Origin of the sequence: Corynebacterium jeikeium, from assembly GCF_028609885.1 — a bacterium.
GTDB classification, from domain to species: Bacteria; Actinomycetota; Actinomycetes; order Mycobacteriales; family Mycobacteriaceae; genus Corynebacterium; species Corynebacterium jeikeium.
This window is the reverse complement of the sequence record NZ_CP063195.1, coordinates 2093277-2111065: the sequence shown is the minus strand read 5'-3', so window position 1 is coordinate 2111065 and position 17789 is coordinate 2093277. Positions and strand designations below refer to the sequence as shown.

Annotated in this window: 16 protein-coding genes; 14 read left to right on the top strand and 2 right to left on the bottom strand. The window is 59.9% G+C overall.

Annotated features, from left to right (window positions below; translation table 11 throughout):
* The first annotated feature begins 262 nt into the window (after window positions 1-262).
* The 7 genes from CJEIK_RS09475 to groL all read left to right on the top strand — a co-directional run bounded on the left by CJEIK_RS09475 (window position 263) and on the right by groL (window position 8376).
* Entirely contained in the window at window positions 263-991 is a 729-nt protein-coding gene (locus CJEIK_RS09475) for a hypothetical protein (protein ID WP_011274101.1), read from the top strand.
* 138 nt (window positions 992-1129) lie between these two features.
* Complete coding sequence (locus CJEIK_RS09470; protein ID WP_147292813.1) at window positions 1130-1681, top strand: hypothetical protein; 552 nt, start codon at window positions 1130-1132, stop codon at window positions 1679-1681.
* A 21-nt stretch (window positions 1682-1702) separates the two neighbouring features.
* Window positions 1703-3115 (top strand): serine/threonine-protein kinase, encoded by a 1413-nt coding sequence (locus tag CJEIK_RS09465; RefSeq protein WP_034964025.1) that lies wholly within the window; start codon window positions 1703-1705, stop codon window positions 3113-3115.
* Window positions 3116-3227: 112 nt separating this feature from the next.
* Entirely contained in the window at window positions 3228-5750 is a 2523-nt protein-coding gene (gene tsaD, locus CJEIK_RS09460; protein ID WP_005291814.1) for a tRNA (adenosine(37)-N6)-threonylcarbamoyltransferase complex transferase subunit TsaD, read from the top strand.
* Between the two features lie 74 nt (window positions 5751-5824).
* Window positions 5825-6253: a hypothetical protein gene (locus CJEIK_RS09455; protein ID WP_034964022.1), complete on the top strand. Its 429-nt coding sequence runs from the start codon at window positions 5825-5827 to the stop codon at window positions 6251-6253.
* A 191-nt stretch (window positions 6254-6444) separates the two neighbouring features.
* A complete protein-coding gene (gene groES / locus CJEIK_RS09450) occupies window positions 6445-6744 on the top strand; it encodes a co-chaperone GroES (RefSeq protein WP_005291810.1) in 300 nt (99 codons plus the stop codon).
* 12 nt (window positions 6745-6756) lie between these two features.
* On the top strand, window positions 6757-8376 hold the full coding sequence (gene groL / locus CJEIK_RS09445; RefSeq protein WP_005291808.1) for a chaperonin GroEL: 1620 nt from the start codon (window positions 6757-6759) through the stop codon (window positions 8374-8376).
* A gap of 92 nt (window positions 8377-8468) precedes the next feature.
* Here groL and CJEIK_RS09440 read toward each other — a convergent pair whose 3' ends face one another.
* Window positions 8469-8774, bottom strand: a complete 306-nt coding sequence (locus tag CJEIK_RS09440; RefSeq protein ID WP_005291806.1) for a WhiB family transcriptional regulator — start codon at window positions 8772-8774, stop codon at window positions 8469-8471.
* Between the two features lie 489 nt (window positions 8775-9263).
* Here CJEIK_RS09440 and CJEIK_RS09435 point away from each other — a divergent pair, with 489 nt between their 5' ends.
* On the top strand, window positions 9264-9833 hold the full coding sequence (locus CJEIK_RS09435) for a sigma-70 family RNA polymerase sigma factor (RefSeq protein WP_005291804.1): 570 nt from the start codon (window positions 9264-9266) through the stop codon (window positions 9831-9833).
* Between the two features lie 45 nt (window positions 9834-9878).
* Window positions 9879-10781, top strand: coding sequence for a hypothetical protein (locus CJEIK_RS09430; RefSeq protein ID WP_005291802.1), 903 nt, complete (start codon window positions 9879-9881; stop codon window positions 10779-10781).
* Here CJEIK_RS09430 and CJEIK_RS09425 read toward each other — a convergent pair whose 3' ends face one another.
* Window positions 10782-11180, bottom strand: coding sequence for a DUF5319 domain-containing protein (locus CJEIK_RS09425; RefSeq protein WP_005291801.1), 399 nt, complete (start codon window positions 11178-11180; stop codon window positions 10782-10784).
* A gap of 201 nt (window positions 11181-11381) precedes the next feature.
* Here CJEIK_RS09425 and CJEIK_RS09420 point away from each other — a divergent pair, with 201 nt between their 5' ends.
* The 5 genes from CJEIK_RS09420 (at window position 11382) to guaA (ending at window position 17656) form a co-directional block, all read left to right on the top strand.
* Window positions 11382-12611, top strand: coding sequence for an ATP-binding protein (locus tag CJEIK_RS09420; RefSeq protein ID WP_077536205.1), 1230 nt, complete (start codon window positions 11382-11384; stop codon window positions 12609-12611).
* A 171-nt stretch (window positions 12612-12782) separates the two neighbouring features.
* Window positions 12783-14318: an IMP dehydrogenase gene (guaB, locus tag CJEIK_RS09415; protein WP_005291793.1), complete on the top strand. Its 1536-nt coding sequence runs from the start codon at window positions 12783-12785 to the stop codon at window positions 14316-14318.
* Between the two features lie 61 nt (window positions 14319-14379).
* Window positions 14380-15543: a GuaB3 family IMP dehydrogenase-related protein gene (locus tag CJEIK_RS09410; RefSeq protein ID WP_005291791.1), complete on the top strand. Its 1164-nt coding sequence runs from the start codon at window positions 14380-14382 to the stop codon at window positions 15541-15543.
* A 42-nt stretch (window positions 15544-15585) separates the two neighbouring features.
* Entirely contained in the window at window positions 15586-16017 is a 432-nt protein-coding gene (locus CJEIK_RS09405; protein WP_005291789.1) for a hypothetical protein, read from the top strand.
* Window positions 16018-16066: 49 nt separating this feature from the next.
* Window positions 16067-17656, top strand: a complete 1590-nt coding sequence (guaA, locus tag CJEIK_RS09400) for a glutamine-hydrolyzing GMP synthase (RefSeq protein WP_077536203.1) — start codon at window positions 16067-16069, stop codon at window positions 17654-17656.
* Window positions 17657-17789 lie beyond the last annotated feature (133 nt).

Sequence of the window (17789 nt, the reverse complement as noted above, 5' to 3'; positions counted from 1 at the left end):
TTCTTCATACTCCGAATCAGATTCAGTTGGTGGGGCGCTGGAGTGGTGATGCGTTGATAGTGGGCCGCGTTGTGCCTTGCCCTGGGGAGCGCTCCCGACATCCCAACAAATGCTCCAGGTAGCGAGCAATGATGAATTCATGAGTAACCACATGCTCCTCAGCAAAGCGACCGCGCGGACAGTTAGATTTCCGCAGTCTCCTCAGAGGTATGATTCCCAGGGGAGAATGTCTGACGATGATCACTTTTCGAGGAGAACGCACATGACCATTCCAAAGAAGTTGCTGGCGTTGGGGGCTGCGGCAATTACTACTCTGTCGATTGCCGCGTGCTCAAAGGACGAAGCTCCGCAGGCGGAGCAGTCTTTTGAGGTGCAGTCCTCGAGTGCAGAATCTTCTACCCCGGAATCCACGAGTTCTGAGGCTGAAACTCCTACTACTTCCGCAAAGAATGAAAAAGAAGCTGAGCCAACGTTGATTGATCCAGCGAAGTCCTTGGAGCTGAGCAACGGAAAGTTCCGTTTGACAAAGGACGAAGCGGGCCCAGGTTCTCCGGAGGAAATCGTCACTTCCTATCCTGAAATGCCAGATTATGGTTTTTCTGAGCTGCAGGTAACCGTGCCACGTGCAGAACGTAACGGAATCATGCAGTACAAGAAGGGGTCAAAGCTTGAGCTAAAGATTGCTGCAGCCGACCTCTCGAAGGTTCCTTTCGAAGAAAGGGAGTGGGCAGAGCTTAGTTTCAAGCTGCTCGATGAAAGTGGTTCCGATGTCTTGAAGGGACAAAACGTTCGTCCCGAATGGCTTCCTGGCTATCAGAATGTGAACTACGACGAGATCAAGTTTGAGAACAAGGACATAAAGCTGTCGGACTACTCCGAAGCAAACATTGCCTACAACCTTGAAAAGGAGGGGAAATTCACCCTTGAAATTGAGGTCGCCATACCGGGGTACAAGCCGTTTAACATCAGCCAGCCTGTGATCGTTGCTTAGGCTGAAATGGTAGCTGCCAATGATGGAGCCCACCTTATCGTCGATGATTTGATTGGGACCCGCAGGGTTGTGCCGCAAACAGCGAGTGTGACCCTTGGCCGGGCGTCTGAATTCCCAATTGGGGTAGACGACCCCTCTATGCATCGCGCGTTTTTGCATTTCTGGTGTGATCACGGAATGTGGATGGTTCGCAACGTAGGCAGTTTTATTTCCGCTACCATTCAGCCGTCGTATAGAACCACCAAGTATTCACCTGTTCGTCTTACTCCCAGAACGCAATGGCTCCTTCCAGCAGGTGTGAACTCTATTCTGTTTGCGACGAGAAACCTCCAATATGAGCTTGAGGTGACGGTTGCCCGACCAGTTGAATCCATTCCGCGAATGGATGTCCCGTTGGCGCCGTTTACTATGGGCACATTCGATCCGAATATCGAGCAACAGCAGGTATTAGCTGCACTAGCGGCGCCACTTCACCGTGATCCAAGTGCGGATCCGCGTATCGTAGTTCCCTCTGTGAAAGACCTTGCAGGCCAACTAGGTTGGGGAGAAAAGAAAACTTCACAGAAAATCCAGTACATAGCGGAGACTCTGAAAAGGTTGGGTGTTCCACAGTTTCAAGATGGTGTGAACGTCCCGTGGCGAATTGTGCTTGCGAAATTCGCTGCGGAGAATCCGCATTTGTACGCCTAGCCCTACCTGCCCATATTCACCATGAATCTTTCCCATCCCCCTGCGCCTGAAGACTTCTTGAATGACTTAAGTGTCTTAGGGTATTCGAACGTCCAGCAACTTGGACAAGGAGGAATGGGCACTGTTTTTCGCGCCTACAAGCAAAACCTAGATCGAACTGTGGCAATCAAGGTGGTGTCACACGATCGCGTCTCCGACACCGAGTATGTCAATAGATTCCATGCGGAAATGCGTACGATGGCTGCGCTGGATCATCCTGCGATTGTTCCTGTGTACGACGGGGGCGTGACTGCACATGGCTTTCCTTACTTCGCGATGAAGTACATCGAAGGCCAGAATCTCCACGACTTCTTGCGCCGACGCCGAGCCATTCGCCAGCCACTTACTGTTCAGGAAGTTGCGCAGATCTTGGCACCGATTGCGAGCGCACTCGATTATCTAGCGGCGCTACCGAATCCTGTGGTTCATCGCGATATCAAACCGGCAAATATTCTGTTGCCATCTTCCGATGTGAGCGACCCTCCTGCTTTGCTGACGGATTTCGGTATTGCGATTGATCGGGAATCTACGCGCATGACCCGGGTAGGGATGCGTATCGGCACGGATGGTTACACTGCTCCCGAATTGTTGGCTACGAAGGACGTGACGGAACCGCCCCAACCCAACGCGTTGAGTGAACAGTATTCACTCGGCCTGGTTGCTTTTGAACTGTTGACAGGCATCTACGTTCGTGGCTCCGTAACGGATGAGCAATGGGCGGTGAACCGACCCGTGCCAGAGCTTAAAAGTCACTTGATACATCCAGCGGATGTTTCGAGCATTAAGGCCGTCAACGGAGTTTTTGCGAGGGTTTTGGCCGTTAACCCGCACAAGCGTTTCGCTACCGCTTCGGAGTTTATTTCTGCTCTGCAGTCTGCAGTTGCTGCGCATCAGTCGGCGAATTTGGTGCGAGATGTAGGGCGAAGCGCTCTTTCCAAGAAGCTCCTCACGCTTGTCGCAACTGTGGTTGTAATTGCCACGATCGTTTCAGCGGGCGTTTGGCATTTTTCCGCGTCTCAATGGGAAGGTGAAGATGCGCGGCTAGCTAGTAAGTTTCCGGAAATCGTGAGCGAGAAGTCTGGGGGAGCAGGTTGGCAGTCTACGTCGTGTGAGCATCGAGAACCTGGCACGGGCGAGCTTGCCCGCATTGCTTGTAATTCGGATCGACTTAGTGTTGTCATCGCCCACTTCGATTCGGTTGAAGCTAGGGATGCAGTGGTTCCAGCTGAAGGTGCCCAAACAATGAAGTCGAGTCGATGCAGCGCGTTAACTATGCCGATGGAATCGAGCGATTCTGCTTTCGGGGTGTTCCCTCAAGGTGATCTTTCTACCTACGGGATTATCGTCTCCGGCGAGAATGCTGAGGACCTGCGTTTGAAACTTCCGATGTGTTAGTGATCAATGCTTGGCTGCAATAGCAACCAGATTGTTCACCGCAGCTCTAGATGCCGGGCCTGCTGAAGAACCAATTCGAGCTGGCCGCGCAAGAGGCCTAAACTTGTTCACCATGATCAACGTGCTGGCCGTCGATACCTCTACCAACTATGTCACCTGCGGAATCGTCCAAGTTTCTGCGAATGGCCAGGTGAACGTACTTTCCGAACGACTGGTGGATAACGTTCGCGGTCACATGGAGCTGCTCGCCCCTAACATTCAGGTTTGCCTCGCCGAGGCGGAGCTTTCCCCTGGTGATTTGCACTCGGTCGTCGCCGGCACCGGCCCGGGGCCGTTTACGGGGTTACGGGTTGGCATGGCTACCGCCGCTGCTTTTGGTGACGCCCTCTCGATTCCAGTCCACGGCATTCCCAGCGCAGCCGCTACGGCGTGGGAGCACGCAACCTCCCAGGTCGGGTCTAAAGCCTTCGGCGACTACCTGATCGTCTCCGATGCCCGCCGCCGGGAGTTTTACCACTCGCGCATGAGCTTCTTTCCCGGGCTGGCAGGGCGGCTGTGCTCTGAAGTGCAAGTTCCGGCTTCCGTTCACGCGCCAGATGTGGTGCGGGAGATCCAGAGTGAGTTCGACCGTTGGCCGCTGCGGGTGCTTAGCGCTTCTGCGGTAGCAGAGCAGACGGAAGAGCTTTTTGGCTCCCAGGAGGGCTGCCAGATCGAAAGCGTGGATGCTCACCCCACGCCTCGTGGTCTGGTACTCGCTGCGCTAGAGTCCCTCGGTTCGGTTCCGGGGTTGCTCGCCGACGCGCCCGCGCTGCGTGCGCTTTACCTGCGCCGCCCAGATGCGAAGGAGCCGAAGGCGAAGGCAGTTTCGAAGGCGCTGGATTTTTCCCGCGTGCACGAGCTGGGCGCCCAGGTCTCTGCGGCAGGCGCCGATAGCGATGTTGTGGAGGATGGTCCGCATGCAGGCTCCCAGTCCGCTCGCGTGCGCCAACTCGCTCCCGCCGATGCACCCGCTTGCGCGGAGATCGAGCAGATCCTCTTCCCTGAGGATTCCCCCTGGTCCGCGGAAGCCTTCGCCAGCGAAATCGCCGCACCGCACACCCACTGCCTAGCCTTGGAGGTAACCGATACCGCGCGCGAACCCCAGCTGATCGGTTATGCCATCCTGGCCGCCTCCGGCCCGGCCCACGATCCGGAGGCGGAGATCCACACCATCGGCATTCTTCCCGAGTGGCAGGGGCGAGGGCTATCCAAGTTGCTCATGGACCAACTTGTCACCATTGCGGACCGCCTGCACACCCCCATTTTCCTCGAGGTACGCACCGACAACCGCCCCGCTGTCGGTCTATATGAGCGCTACGGTTTTGCCATCGAGGGTACCCGCCGCGCCTATTACCAACCCTCTGGTGCCGATGCCTTCACCATGGTGCGTCCCGGTTTAATTGTTGACGCCACCCCAACCCCAGATACCGAGACTTCAAACCGGCCCGTCTACATCATGGGTATCGAAAGCTCCTGTGACGAGACCGGCGTGGGCATCGTCGCCAGCACGGCGACCGCTGGCAACGGCGCTGGGCAGCCTGGCAACGGCGCTGAGCAGCTAAGAATCGTGGCGAACAAGGTGGCATCCTCCATGGAGCAGCACGCCCGCTTCGGAGGCGTGGTCCCAGAGATCGCCTCTCGCGCGCACCTGGAGGCCATGCAGCCGACCATGCGTGCCGCCCTGGCGGAAGCGCGCAAGAACGTCCCCGGTTTTCGCACACCGGACGTCGTGGCCGCCACCGTTGGACCAGGTCTGGCCGGAGCCCTTCTAGTTGGCGCTGCGGCCGCGAAGGCCTATGCCTTGGCGTGGGAGGTTCCGTTCTATGGTGTGAACCACCTGGGCGGGCATGTGGCCGTCGGAACTCTCGCAGACGATGCCACAGAGAACACTGGCAGCGGCCACAGCGATCTCAGCGGCCACAGCGGACCCAACGACCTCAGCAACGCCATCGCGCTTCTGGTCAGCGGCGGGCACACGCAGATTCTGCACGTTACCGGTGTGGGTGCCCCGATGGAAGAGCTCGGCAGCACCCTGGACGATGCTGCAGGCGAGGCCTATGACAAGGTCGCACGTTTGCTGGGCCTGGGCTATCCGGGCGGCCCAGTGATCGACCGACTGGCCGCACATGGAGACCCGCAGGCCATCGCTTTTCCGCGTGGCATGATGCGCCAGCAAGATTCGCGCTACGATTTCTCCTTCTCCGGGCTAAAAACCGCCGTTGCTCGCTACGTGGAAAAGGCGGAAAAGGAGGGCATGAGCCTTCCCATTGAAGATGTGTGCGCTTCCTTCCAAGAGGCAGTGGTGGATGTCCTCGTCACCAAGGCCTTGCGCGCCTGCGAGGATAAGGGGGCTCGCGTGATGCTGCTCGGCGGAGGTGTTTCTGCGAACAGGCGGCTGCGGGAAGTAGCGGCCGAAAGATGCGGAGAAGTGGGCGTCGAACTAAAAATCCCGCAAGCGAAGCTTTGCACCGACAACGGCGTGATGATGGCGGCACTTGCCGCGCGGCTCGTTGCGGCAGGGGAGGAGCCCAGCGGTTTATCGACGCCTACTGACCCCTCGCTGGATGTGGAAGAGCCTGTCCTGCGGAATCGCTAGTTTGCTGGCAAGATGTTTTGTGACTGTCTAAAATCTCACAACTTTTTCATCACGCAACAAGCTAGGAGCACAATATGCCACGCAGCATGCTGGTAACGCCTGACCTTCAGACGAAGGAAATGGACATCGACCTGTCGGAGGCTGCCGACGTTCTGGGCGGAAGCGAGCAGGACCGCCTGCACGTGGTTTTCGTGGAGAGTGGCCTGACTGTCGCCGCCATCTACTCCTCCGACGCGCGTAAGGCGGAGAATCCAGAGCCGAACCCGCTGGCTTCCATGGGGCGCAAGGAGCAGGAGACCGGCGATTCCAGCTTCATTTCCGACCCGGCTCGTGCGATCCTCGGTCCCGTGCTGTTCGTCGGCGATGAGGGGGCGGGGCTGACCGACGAGGATATCGAGTCGATCCACAACGGCATCCGCGCAGTTGAAAACTACAAGGAAGACAACGCGAAGGATTACGAGCTGTGGCACAACGCGGTGATTAACCTGACCAAGGGGATCTAGCACCGCGAATCTAACGCCGGGGATCTAGCACCGGGGCTGGTTGAGCGTTAGCACTTGCGAGGGTAGAGTGCCAGATAGGTTGTTTGACTCACAGTTGTTCACCCGCGACGACGGCTGTATCTGGAAAACCAACCGGCACAACAGTTCACAAGAGTGAAACCTACAGCTCGAATACACGGAGGTATTCAATCGTGGCTAACGTCAACATCAAGCCCCTTGAGGACCGCGTCCTCGTCCAGATCGTCGAGGCGGAGACCACTACCGCATCCGGCCTAGTCATCCCGGACTCCGCAAAGGAGAAGCCGCAGGAGGCTACCGTCATCGCTGTCGGCCCCGGTCGCTGGGCAGATGACGACGACCGCATCCCGATGGATGTGAAGGAGGGTGACACCGTCATCTTCTCCAAGTACGGCGGCACCGAGCTGAAGTACAACGGCGAAGAGTACCTGCTGCTGACCCAGCGCGACATCCTCGCTGTCATCGAAAAGTAAGCGGGTAGCTGCATGTCAAAACTCATCGCATTTGATCAAGAGGCCCGCGAGGGCCTGCAGAAGGGCGTGGACGCCCTGGCGGACGCGGTGAAGGTGACCCTAGGCCCGCGCGGCCGCAACGTCGTGCTGGACAAGGCCTTCGGTGGCCCAACCGTAACCAACGATGGCGTGACCATTGCTCGCGACATCGACCTGGAGGATCCCTTCGAGAACCTGGGGGCCCAGCTGGTTAAGTCCGTTGCCATCAAGACCAACGACATCGCCGGCGACGGCACCACTACCGCTACGCTGCTGGCACAGGCCCTGATCAACGAGGGTCTGCGCACCGTGGCAGCCGGCGCCAACCCGATCGCCGTGAACCGCGGCATCGCCCAGGGCACTGAGCGCGTTGTGGAACTGCTGCGCGAGCTGGCGCAGCCAGTTGCGGATAACGCCGCCATCGCCAACGTCGCCACCGTTTCTTCCCGCGACGAGAAGATCGGCGCCATGGTTGCCGACGCTTTCGACAAGGTGGGCAAGGACGGCGTGGTGACCGTCGAGGAATCCCAGTCTATCGAGGACGAGTCGATCGTCACCGAGGGCGTTTCCTTCGACAAGGGCTACCTGTCCCCGTACTTCGTTACGGATCAGGAGACCGGCCACGCAGAGCTGGAGAACCCGCTGATCCTGCTGGTGCGCGAGAAGATCTCCTCCCTGCCGGACTTCCTGCCGGTACTGGAGAAGGTTGCTAACTCCGGCAAGCCGCTGCTGATCGTCGCCGAGGACATCGAGGGCGAGCCGCTGCAGATGCTGGTGCTGAACGCCATCCGCAAGTCCCTGAAGGTTGCAGCTGTGAAGTCCCCGTACTTCGGCGACCGTCGCTCTGCGTTCATGGACGACCTGGCTATCGTCACCGGCGGTACCGTCATCGACAGCGAGCTGGGCCACAAGCTCTCCGAGACCACTCTGGAGCAGCTGGGTTCTGCCCGTCGCGTGAACATCACCAAGGAAGATACCGTGCTGGTCGACGGCGCCGGTTCCGCCGAGGCTGTCGAGGAGCGCCGTAACCAGATCCGCAACGACATCGAGCGCACCGACTCTTCCTGGGACAAGGAGAAGTTCGAGGAGCGTCTGGCGAAGCTGTCCGGCGGCGTGGCCGTCATCCGCGCCGGTGGCGCTACTGAGACCGAGGTCAACGAGCGTAAGCTGCGCATCGAGGACGCGATCAACGCGGCACGTGCCGCCAGCCAGGAGGGTGTAATCGCCGGCGGTGGCTCCGTACTGGTGCAGATCGCTGCTGAGATCGAGGAGCTGTCCCGCCAGGCAGAAGGCGACGAGAGCATCGGCCTGCGTTCCCTGGCACGCGCACTGCGTCGCCCGGCATACTGGATCGCCGATAACGCCGGCCTGGACGGCGCTGTAGTGGTCTCCAAGATCGCCGAGCAGTCCAACGGCTCGGGCTTCAACGCCGCCACCCTGGAGTACGGCAACCTGCTGGAGCAGGGCATCATCGACCCGGTGAAGGTAACCCACTCCGCTGTGGTTAACGCCACCTCTGTCGCCCGCATGGTGCTGACGACAGAGACCGCCGTGGTGGACAAGCCCGCCGCTCCGGCTGATCAGGCAGGGGCACACGCTGGCCACGCCCACTAGTGGGATAGCCGCTGTAACCCGCTGCTAGGCAGCAATAAAGGGAGAGGGATGAACCCCCTCTCCCTTTATTCTTTGTGTGCCCGAGCCAGCTGCTAGGAGGCTACGCGGCGGTTGCGGTTGCGAGAAGTGGGGCGCAGGATAGCGTCGCGCTCGGACTCGCTGAGGCCGCCCCAGATGCCGTAGGGTTCGCCCACGCTGAGTGCGTGGTTGCGGCACTGCTCAATCACCGGGCACTCACGGCAGATGGCCTTGGCGCGGTGTTCGCGCATGGCACGGGCACGGCCACGCTCGCCATCCGGGTGGAAGAAGACAGAAGAATCAGCCCCGCGGCATGCGCCATGGAGTTGCCATTCCCAAGTCGAAGAAGCAGGTCCCGGAAGCTGGCTGGGCTGTGGCATTAGGTGGTTACTCCTCGTGAAAATTCAGATGCTCACTTGTAGTGACGTCTGAGAGGTTCCAATCCTTAAATGAACTCTAAGTAACGAACGAGTGCCTTTTGGGTAGCCAAAACCTGTTGTGACATACCTATTTCGCATAGCGGTAGCCACCTACCTGCGGGAACGCCCTTAGTTGAACAATGGATTAACTTGTTTCTACGCCACGCCTAGGTTCCCCCAAAGGGGGTTAAAAAATTCGCTCCTTGCTGCGATCTTCCCGCGATCTTGCTGGGGGATCGCCAGATAAGGCTGCCAGGAAGGTTGAGGTTAGCTGAAAAATCGGAGCAAAAGTGGGAACATGTTTCAGGTTTGTTCAATTGCATTCGCGTGAGGAGAAATCGAACAGTCCCCTTTTAGTCGATCTGGGACTGTCGGCGCGGTGTGATAGTTTCAATCCACATTGATAAAGACGTTGATAAAGACGCTCGAGCATTTGACGGAGTAGGGACGATGGCTGCAGACCAGCAGACCGACGAGGAGATTCGAGATCTCCTCCCGGCTGCCATTGCTCAAGACCGTCGCGCCGTTAATCGCCTTATTCAGCTCATCCACCCAAAGGTGGTTCTTTTCTGTCGCGGCAAGCTGAGCATGCACGGCTACCCCACGCCCGATGACGTTGCACAGGACGTCTGTATTGCGGTTGCCAAGGCTCTATCCGGGTACGAGGATCGCGGGGCGCCGTTTATGGCCTTCGTCTACCAGGTGGCGCGAAACAAGATTACTGACGCCTACCGTTTCCAAACCCGGGATATGTCCGATCCGACGGAGGAGCTACCGGAGGAAGAGAGTTTCCAGGATTCGCCTGAAGAGGTGTACTTAAGCCAAGATTCATGTAACGATTTAGCTAGGAAGCTCGATATTCTCAGTGAGAAATCACGAGAAATCCTTCTTCTTCGAGTTATTCACGGCTACTCCGCAGAGGAGACCGCGGAGATCGTGGGCTCGAAGCCAACAGCCGTTCGCGTTGCTCAGCACCGCGCGGTTATGAAGCTTAAGAAGCACGGAATTATTCAAAAGTAGGTAGCTACCCTCGGGTAGTTCAGGAAAGAAAAGAGCTCAGCAGCCATGGCGCAGAATGACGGCTTCCGGGAGGGCGAGGAGAACTTCGCTTCCATCCTGGATGTAGATCGCATCCTTGATGCGATCGGCCGCGGCGAGGCGATTCCGGAAACGGAAAACTTTGATTCCAACGACCCTGTTTTTGCGGATCTAGTTGCCCGCCGTGAGGAGCTTTACCAGGATATTCCGCCTGCGCCGGACGTAAGCTTCCTGTTTGCGGAAGACAGTGGCGAAGAATCTGAAGCTGAAGCGGCTGAAGCAGTAGGGGGTGCGGACAACGGTTCGCGCCTGCTGCGCACTAGCGCCAAGGCAGCCGCTGCCGGGGGAGTTTCCCTGACTAGCATGCTGATCGCCGGCGGAGTGGCCGCAGCCATCGCCGTGGGCGGTCTGGGATACGCTGCCTACTCCAGCTCGCAGGGCGCACAAGTGAAGCGCGATACCGTGGCCGAGCAGGAAGCCGTGGAAGCAGAGGGCTCCAACGGTCTTGCTGAGAGCTCCGCTAGTGGGCAAGGTGGCGTCCTCGACGAAGAGAACGTTGCAGACAAGCAGGGGCGCAGCGAAAAGAGCGACCGCAAGTCCAACGACGAGAGGCGCCAGAAGGAAGAGGGTAAGTCGGGCAAGCCCGCAACAAAGAGCTCCAAGGCGCCCGAGGCCACAGCTGTGGAGGAAATCCCGACGACCACCATTCTGCTCGGTGGGACGGATACCCCTGAGCAGCCGGGGCCGGCTATGCCGATGGGTGCGCCGTCGCCGACAAACCCCACCGAGACGACTTCGAAAACGAAGAAGCCAAACGAGCCTACGGCAACCCGTCAGGACCAGCCGACTCCAACCACGGGCGGGCCACGTAACCCAGAGCCGCTGCCGGTGCTCACCGACTACAACTCCCCCCGCGCGGAAGGCAGCTAACTACTTCCCCCAGAGGAACGGCGGGCGCAGTCCGTGGAACGCGAAATCGATCGCGTCCGCATAGCCCAGGCAATAATCCCAGGTCACGTAATCATTCGGGTTTGGCTGCGCAGAAGGCTCGTGTACTGGCACAAGCTCGTTGTTCAACATTGTGCGAATATTCGACTCGATGATGTCCCAGTCATAGAAATGACTGTCCTCGCAATCCTCACACAGCATGGTGATACCCCGAACCCCACGCGGCTCCAACAGTTTGCGGAAATCCCGGACGTTCTGCAGATCCTCCCGCAGAGCCTGAACCTCATCGGGAGACAACGGCGGAACGGCCTCATTAAACTCGTCGGGATCCAGGAACGACGCAGGGTCGTTCGGATCATCGGCGAAAGGGTCCGGCGGCATCTGATCGTGGTTAAAGCTCACACCAACACCGTACCCTGTGGTCGGCAATGCAAGGCAAAAGCATCGCCTCACTACAAACTGAGGGATAGAATGCTTGCAAACTGGCGAATAGATCGGCTACAAATTGGTGAATGAAACGCTGATAAAGTGGGGAATGGAATAGTGACAATTTGATGGATCAAGTGAAAATAGCTGGTGAGGATGACTGCGGAATACCTTCCTAGGGTTGAAGATAAGCGACTGCAGAGCGCCTTAGAACGTGCCGGCGGAGTGCTTATCGAAGGGCCGAAAGGCTGCGGAAAGTCCGCGACAGCGCGCCAAGTAGCGGGCAGCCTCGTGCAGGTGGATACGGACCTTAACCTAGAGACACAGCTCAACACCATGCCGGATCTGGCGCTGGATGGTGCCACTCCCCGCGTTTTCGATGAATGGCAGGAGGAGCCCCGACTATGGAACCTAGTGCGGCATGAGATTGACCGGCGCCAAGCACCGGGGCAATTCATCCTTACAGGCTCAACTGCGCCGGGGGAGGAGCAGTCCCGCCACTCCGGGGCGGGAAGAATAGCCCGGTTGCGAATGCACACTTTCGGCTTCTACGAGTCTGGCCATTCCAACGGTGCTGTGTCCCTTTCGAAGCTGGTGGAAGAAAGCGAACTGACGCACAACAGTGAAACTGTGTTGGATATCCGAGGGGTCATCGACCGTATGGTCCACGGAGGTTGGCCTGGAAACCGACATTTTTCTACAGCTGCGGCTCAGGAAAACCTGCGTAGCTACGCAGAGACCGTGGCGCACGTAGACATTAATGTCACCGACGGCAGACGTCGGGATCCCGTGAAGGTTCAGGCGCTCTTGCGCTCCTTGGCGCGAGGGGTGGCGACAGAGCAGTCCATTAGCGCGATCGCTACCGATATTGATATTGATCGAGCAACTACTAGAGAGTATCTCACTGCGCTACAGCGGATCTTTATTGCCGAGGAGCAACGCGCCTGGTCTTCACATCTGCGTTCGCGTGCCAGCCTTCGCAAGGCGCCGAAACGGCACCTTGCGGATCCTGCGTTGGCTGCAGCTGTGTTGGAGGCATCCCCGGAAAAGCTACTGCAGAACCTTGAATACTCAGGTCAGATGTTTGAATCCCAGGTGGTGCACGACCTGCGTGTGCTCACGGGGCGACAGATCTTCCACGCCCGTGATGCATCCGGGCTAGAGGTGGATGCGGTTTTTGAATCGGCAGGCAGAACGGTGCTTGTGGAGGTTAAGTTGGGACAGAGTTCCCAGGTGCTGAATAGGGCTGCTCAAAACCTACAGGCTTTCGCCGATAGGTTTACCTGGGATACGCCTCCGCTGTTGTTGATCGTTACGGGAGGTAACTTGAGTGTTCGGCTTCCCAGCGGCGTATTCGTCACTTCGTTGACCCACCTGGCGCCCTAGTGCGTGCCCCGCCGCGCTACCTAACCCCGGCACACAAAAACGCGCTGCAAAGGGTTATTCTGTAGTACATCGGCGAAAAGATGGCGAGAACTCCCAGGCACCCAAGCCCTGGTGGGGCAGCGCCGCAGAATTTTCTAGAGGAAGGTCGGGCAACCTGTGACGAACCCAGAGATGAACGCGAAGATTTACCCAGTTTCCACCGGTGGCGACGACCCTAACAAGGTTGCACTGGTAGGACTGACTTTCGATGACGTCCTGCTGCTGCCCGCCGCCTCCGAGGTAATCCCCTCCGGCGTGGACACCTCCACCCAGTTCACCCGCAACATCAACCTGAACATCCCGGTGGCCTCCGCTGCCATGGATACCGTCACCGAGGCTCGCATGGCTGTCGCCATGGCTCGCCACGGCGGTATCGGCGTGCTGCACCGCAACCTGTCCATCGAGGACCAGGCGCAGCAGGTAGAGATCGTCAAGCGTTCCGAGGCCGGCATGATCACCGACCCGGTTACCGCCTCTCCGGACATGACCATCCAGGAGGTAGACGACCTGTGTGCCCGCTACCGCATCTCCGGACTGCCGGTTGTGGATGACGAAGGCGTGCTGGTTGGCATTCTCACCAACCGCGACATGCGCTTCGAAAGCGACTTCAGCCGCAAGGTCTCCGAGGCCATGACCCCCATGCCACTGGTCGTCGCTCAGGAAGGCGTGTCCGCCGAAGCAGCCCTGAGCCTGCTTTCCGAGAACAAGGTAGAAAAACTGCCGATCGTCGACGGCGCTGGCAAGCTGACCGGCCTGATCACCGTCAAGGACTTCGCCAAGCGCGAGCAGTACCCACTAGCTGCGAAGGACTCCTCCGGCCGCCTGCTGGCCGCCGCTGGTATCGGCACCGGTGAGGACGCCTGGACCCGCGCGGGCAACCTGGTGGATGCTGGTGTGGACGTGCTGATCGTCGATACCGCCCACGCCCACAACCGCGGCGTGCTGGACATGGTTTCCCGCGTGAAGAAGGAGTTTGGCGACCGCGTAGATGTCGTCGGCGGCAACCTCGCCACCCGCGAGGCAGCGCAGGCCATGATCGAAGCCGGAGCAGACGGCATCAAGGTCGGTATCGGCCCGGGCTCCATCTGCACCACCCGCGTCGTCGCGGGCGTTGGTGCCCCGCAGATCACAGCCATCATGGAAGCGGCCGTCCCAGCCAAGAAGGCGGGCGTGCCGATCATCGCCGATGGAGGCATGCAGTTCTCCGGCGACATCGCCAAGGCACTGGCGGCTGGGGCGTCCACAGTAATGCTGGGCTCCATGCTCGCCGGATCGGCCGAGACTCCCGGCGAGATCGTGACTATCAACGGCAAGCAGTACAAGCGCTACCGCGGCATGGGCTCCATGGGCGCCATGCAGGGGCGTGGCCTGACCGGCGAGAAGCGCTCCTACTCCAAGGACCGTTACTTCCAGGCCGACGTGCAATCCGAGGAGAAGCTGGTGCCGGAAGGCATCGAGGGCCGCGTACCGTTCCGCGGCTCCATCGGCTCGATCCTGCACCAGCAGGTTGGCGGCCTGCGCGCTGCCATGGGTTACACCGGCGCGGCGACGATCCCCGAGCTGCACAACGCACGCTTCGTGCGCATCACCGGCGCGGGGCTGCGCGAATCGCACCCGCACGATGTGCAGGGCATCATGGAAGCGCCGAACTACAACCCGAACCGCTAGAGCCAGCAAGAGCAAGCTAGATCTAGCCAGCTAAAGCACGCCTTTAAGGAGCAATCCAGCCATGCAGGAATACGTTGACATCGGACGTTCGCGCGCTGCCCGCCGGGTGTACGGTCTGAACCAGATTGACATTGTGCCGTCCCGGCGCACCCGCAGCTCGCACGATGTGGATACGTCGTGGAAGATCGACGCTTATTCCTTCGACATCCCGGTGATGACGCACCCGACCGACTCGATCGTCACGCCCGAGTTCGCCATCGAGTTTGGCCAGCTCGGTGGCCTTCCGGTGATCAACGCCGAAGGCCTCTGGGGTCGCGTGGATGACCTGGACGCAGCTCTGCGCGGGGTTGTTGAAGCTGCCCAGAAGGCAGAGTCCGCACTGTTCGAGGAGGATGACGCCGCCTCGGGCTCCGATATCTTCGGCGCCAACGCGGAACTGCAGCGCCTCCACTCCCTGGATCTGAACGTGGATCTGCTGCAGGAGCGGCTGAACCAGGTACGGGAATCGGGTATCCGCTTCGCCGTCCGTGTATCCCCGCAGAACGCCCGCGAGCTCGCGCCGGCGCTGATCAAGTCCGGCATGGATCTGCTGGTGGTCCAGGGCACCCTGGTCTCCGCAGAACACGTACACCGCGACGGTGAGCCGCTGAACCTGAAGGAGTTCATCGGCAGCCTGGACATCCCGGTGATCGCCGGTGGCGTGGTGGACTACACCACTGCCATGCACCTGATGCGCACCGGCGCGGCGGGTGTGATCATCGGCTCTGGCCACACCACCAACAACGATTCGCTGGGCATCGACGTGCCAATGGCCACTGCTATCGCCGATGCGGCCGCGGCGCGCCGCGACTACCTGGACGAGACGGGCGGCCGCTACGTCCACATCATCGCCGATTCTTCGCTGCGCAATTCAGGTGACGTAGCCAAGGCCATCGCCTGTGGCGCGGATGCCGTTTCGCTGGGGTTGCCCCTGGCCACTGCTGCCTCCGCGGGCGCTCCTAACTGGTACTGGCCGTCCACGGCGGGCCACCCGAAGCTGCCGCGCGGCCTGGTGGAAGAGGTAGGCCTGGGGAACGAGCCGCTGCCGCTGAAGGAGCTGCTGTTCGGCCCGACTGCCAACCCGGTTGGTGGAGAGAACATTATTGGCGCCCTGCGCCGCTCGATGGCTAAGTGTGGATACACGGATATTAAGAGCTTCCAGAAGGTCGATCTGGTCGTCCGCTAGTACTTGGTCGTCCGCTAATACAGAAAGACACAACTGATCTGAATGAAGATTTCCCAGTGGTGGCAGCGCACAACTGACCGGTTGCCGATGCAGCTAGCGGTGCTGTCGTGGGCGTCAATAATAATCGGCGTGATTGGCATCATCGCCACGACCGTGCTCTACCTGGGCTACCAGCCACAGCATGGCGACGAGACCGTGAAGATGAACGTCGGTGCCACCGGCGTGATGGTGGGGCTGTACTTCTTTGCCTTCGCGCTGTTCGGAGCGATGATTATCCAGGGACGTACGTGGGGTTTGTCGGGACTGGTGCTCACGCATGTCACGCTGGTGTTCATCACGATCACGGTGATTAAGGCGAGTGTGTTCTGGCTCGCGACGATCTTCGGCGTGATTGCGGCGGTATCTCTTGGGCTGATTTTCTCCCCGCCGTCGATGGATTGGTACAAGCAGCGCTTCACGGACGGTCGTGGCTAGCTAGCGACCGGTGTGCCCCGTGGCGCGCAGGTGCGTTAGAGTTAGGGACGTGACTCAACAAGACTCAGCTGCCGCCGCTCCACGGCCCGTACTTGTCGTGGATTTCGGTGCGCAATACGCACAGCTCATTGCCCGCCGGGTGCGCGAGGTGAACCTGTACTCTGAGGTGATCCCGCACACCATGCCCGCCGACGAGGTTGCCGCGAAGAACCCTGCGGCCCTGATCTTGTCCGGTGGCCCTTCTTCTGTTTATGCAGATGACGCCCCCTCGCTCCAACCCGGACTGCTGGAGCTCGGGGTGCCGGTATTCGGCATCTGCTATGGCTTCCAAGCAATGACCCAGGCCATGGGTGGCACCGTGGCCAAGACCGGCCTGCGCGAGTACGGCCGCACCGAGCTGCAGATCCAGCCCGAGGCTGGCGTGCTGCACGGGGACATGGGGGACAGCCAGCAAGTGTGGATGAGCCACGGTGACTCCGTCTCTGAAGCACCCGAGGGCTTCACCGTGACCGCCCGCACCGAGGGTGCGCCGGTGGCCGCCTTTGAGTGTCCGGAGAAGCGCATGGCGGGCGTGCAGTACCACCCTGAGGTGTTGCACTCCCCGAAGGGACAGGAGGTGCTGCGCCGCTTCCTGCTGGAAACCGCTGGGCTGGAGCCGACCTGGACGGCGGGCAACATTGCCGAGCAGCTGATCGAGCAGGTGCGCGAGCAGATCGGCGACGAAGGGCGCGCTATCTGCGCCCTGTCCGGTGGCGTGGATTCCGCCGTGGCGGCCGCACTGGTGCAGCGCGCGATCGGCGACCGCCTGACCTGTGTGTTCGTCGACCACGGTCTGCTGCGCGCCGGTGAGCGCGAGCAGGTGGAGAAGGACTTTGTGGCCGCCACAGGCGCGAAGCTGGTGACGGTGGACGAGCGCGAGGCGTTCCTGCAGAAGCTGGCCGGCGTGACCGAGCCCGAGGCTAAGCGCAAGGCCATCGGCGCGGGGTTTATCCGCTCCTTCGAGCGCGCCGTTGCGGGCGTGCTGGCCGATGCCCCGGAGGGATCCAGCGTGGACTTCCTGGTACAGGGCACGCTGTACCCGGACGTCGTGGAATCCGGTGGTGGCACCGGCACCGCGAACATCAAGAGCCACCACAACGTCGGCGGCCTGCCGGACGACGTGGAGTTCAAACTGGTGGAGCCGCTGCGCCTGCTGTTCAAGGACGAGGTGCGCGCCGTGGGTCGCGAGCTGGGTCTGCCGGAGGAAATCGTGGCACGCCAGCCGTTCCCAGGGCCGGGCCTGGGCATCCGCATCATCGGCGAGGTGACGGAGGAGCGCCTGGAGACTCTTCGTGCCGCCGACGCTATCGCTCGCGCTGAGCTCACTGCCGCTGGCCTGGACGACGTGATCTGGCAGTGCCCAGTGGTTCTGCTGGCGGACGTGCGTTCTGTGGGTGTGCAGGGCGATGGCCGTACCTACGGCCACCCGATTGTGTTGCGCCCGGTATCTAGTGAGGACGCGATGACGGCCGACTGGACCCGCATTCCTTTCGACGTGTTGGAGAAGATTTCCACCCGTATCACCAACGAGGTGGAGGAAGTAAACCGCGTGGTGCTGGACGTAACCAGCAAGCCGCCGGGAACCATCGAGTGGGAGTAAGAGCGGTTTTGCTCCGGACTTAGAGGTTTTTCAGAGGAAACTTCCGAAATACTGATTTTGTATCGCTAACTAGGTTATGCTTTAGCGCAAAGTCGTTTGCAGACCCCTGCAAAGTTGATCGAAAGGTATTCCT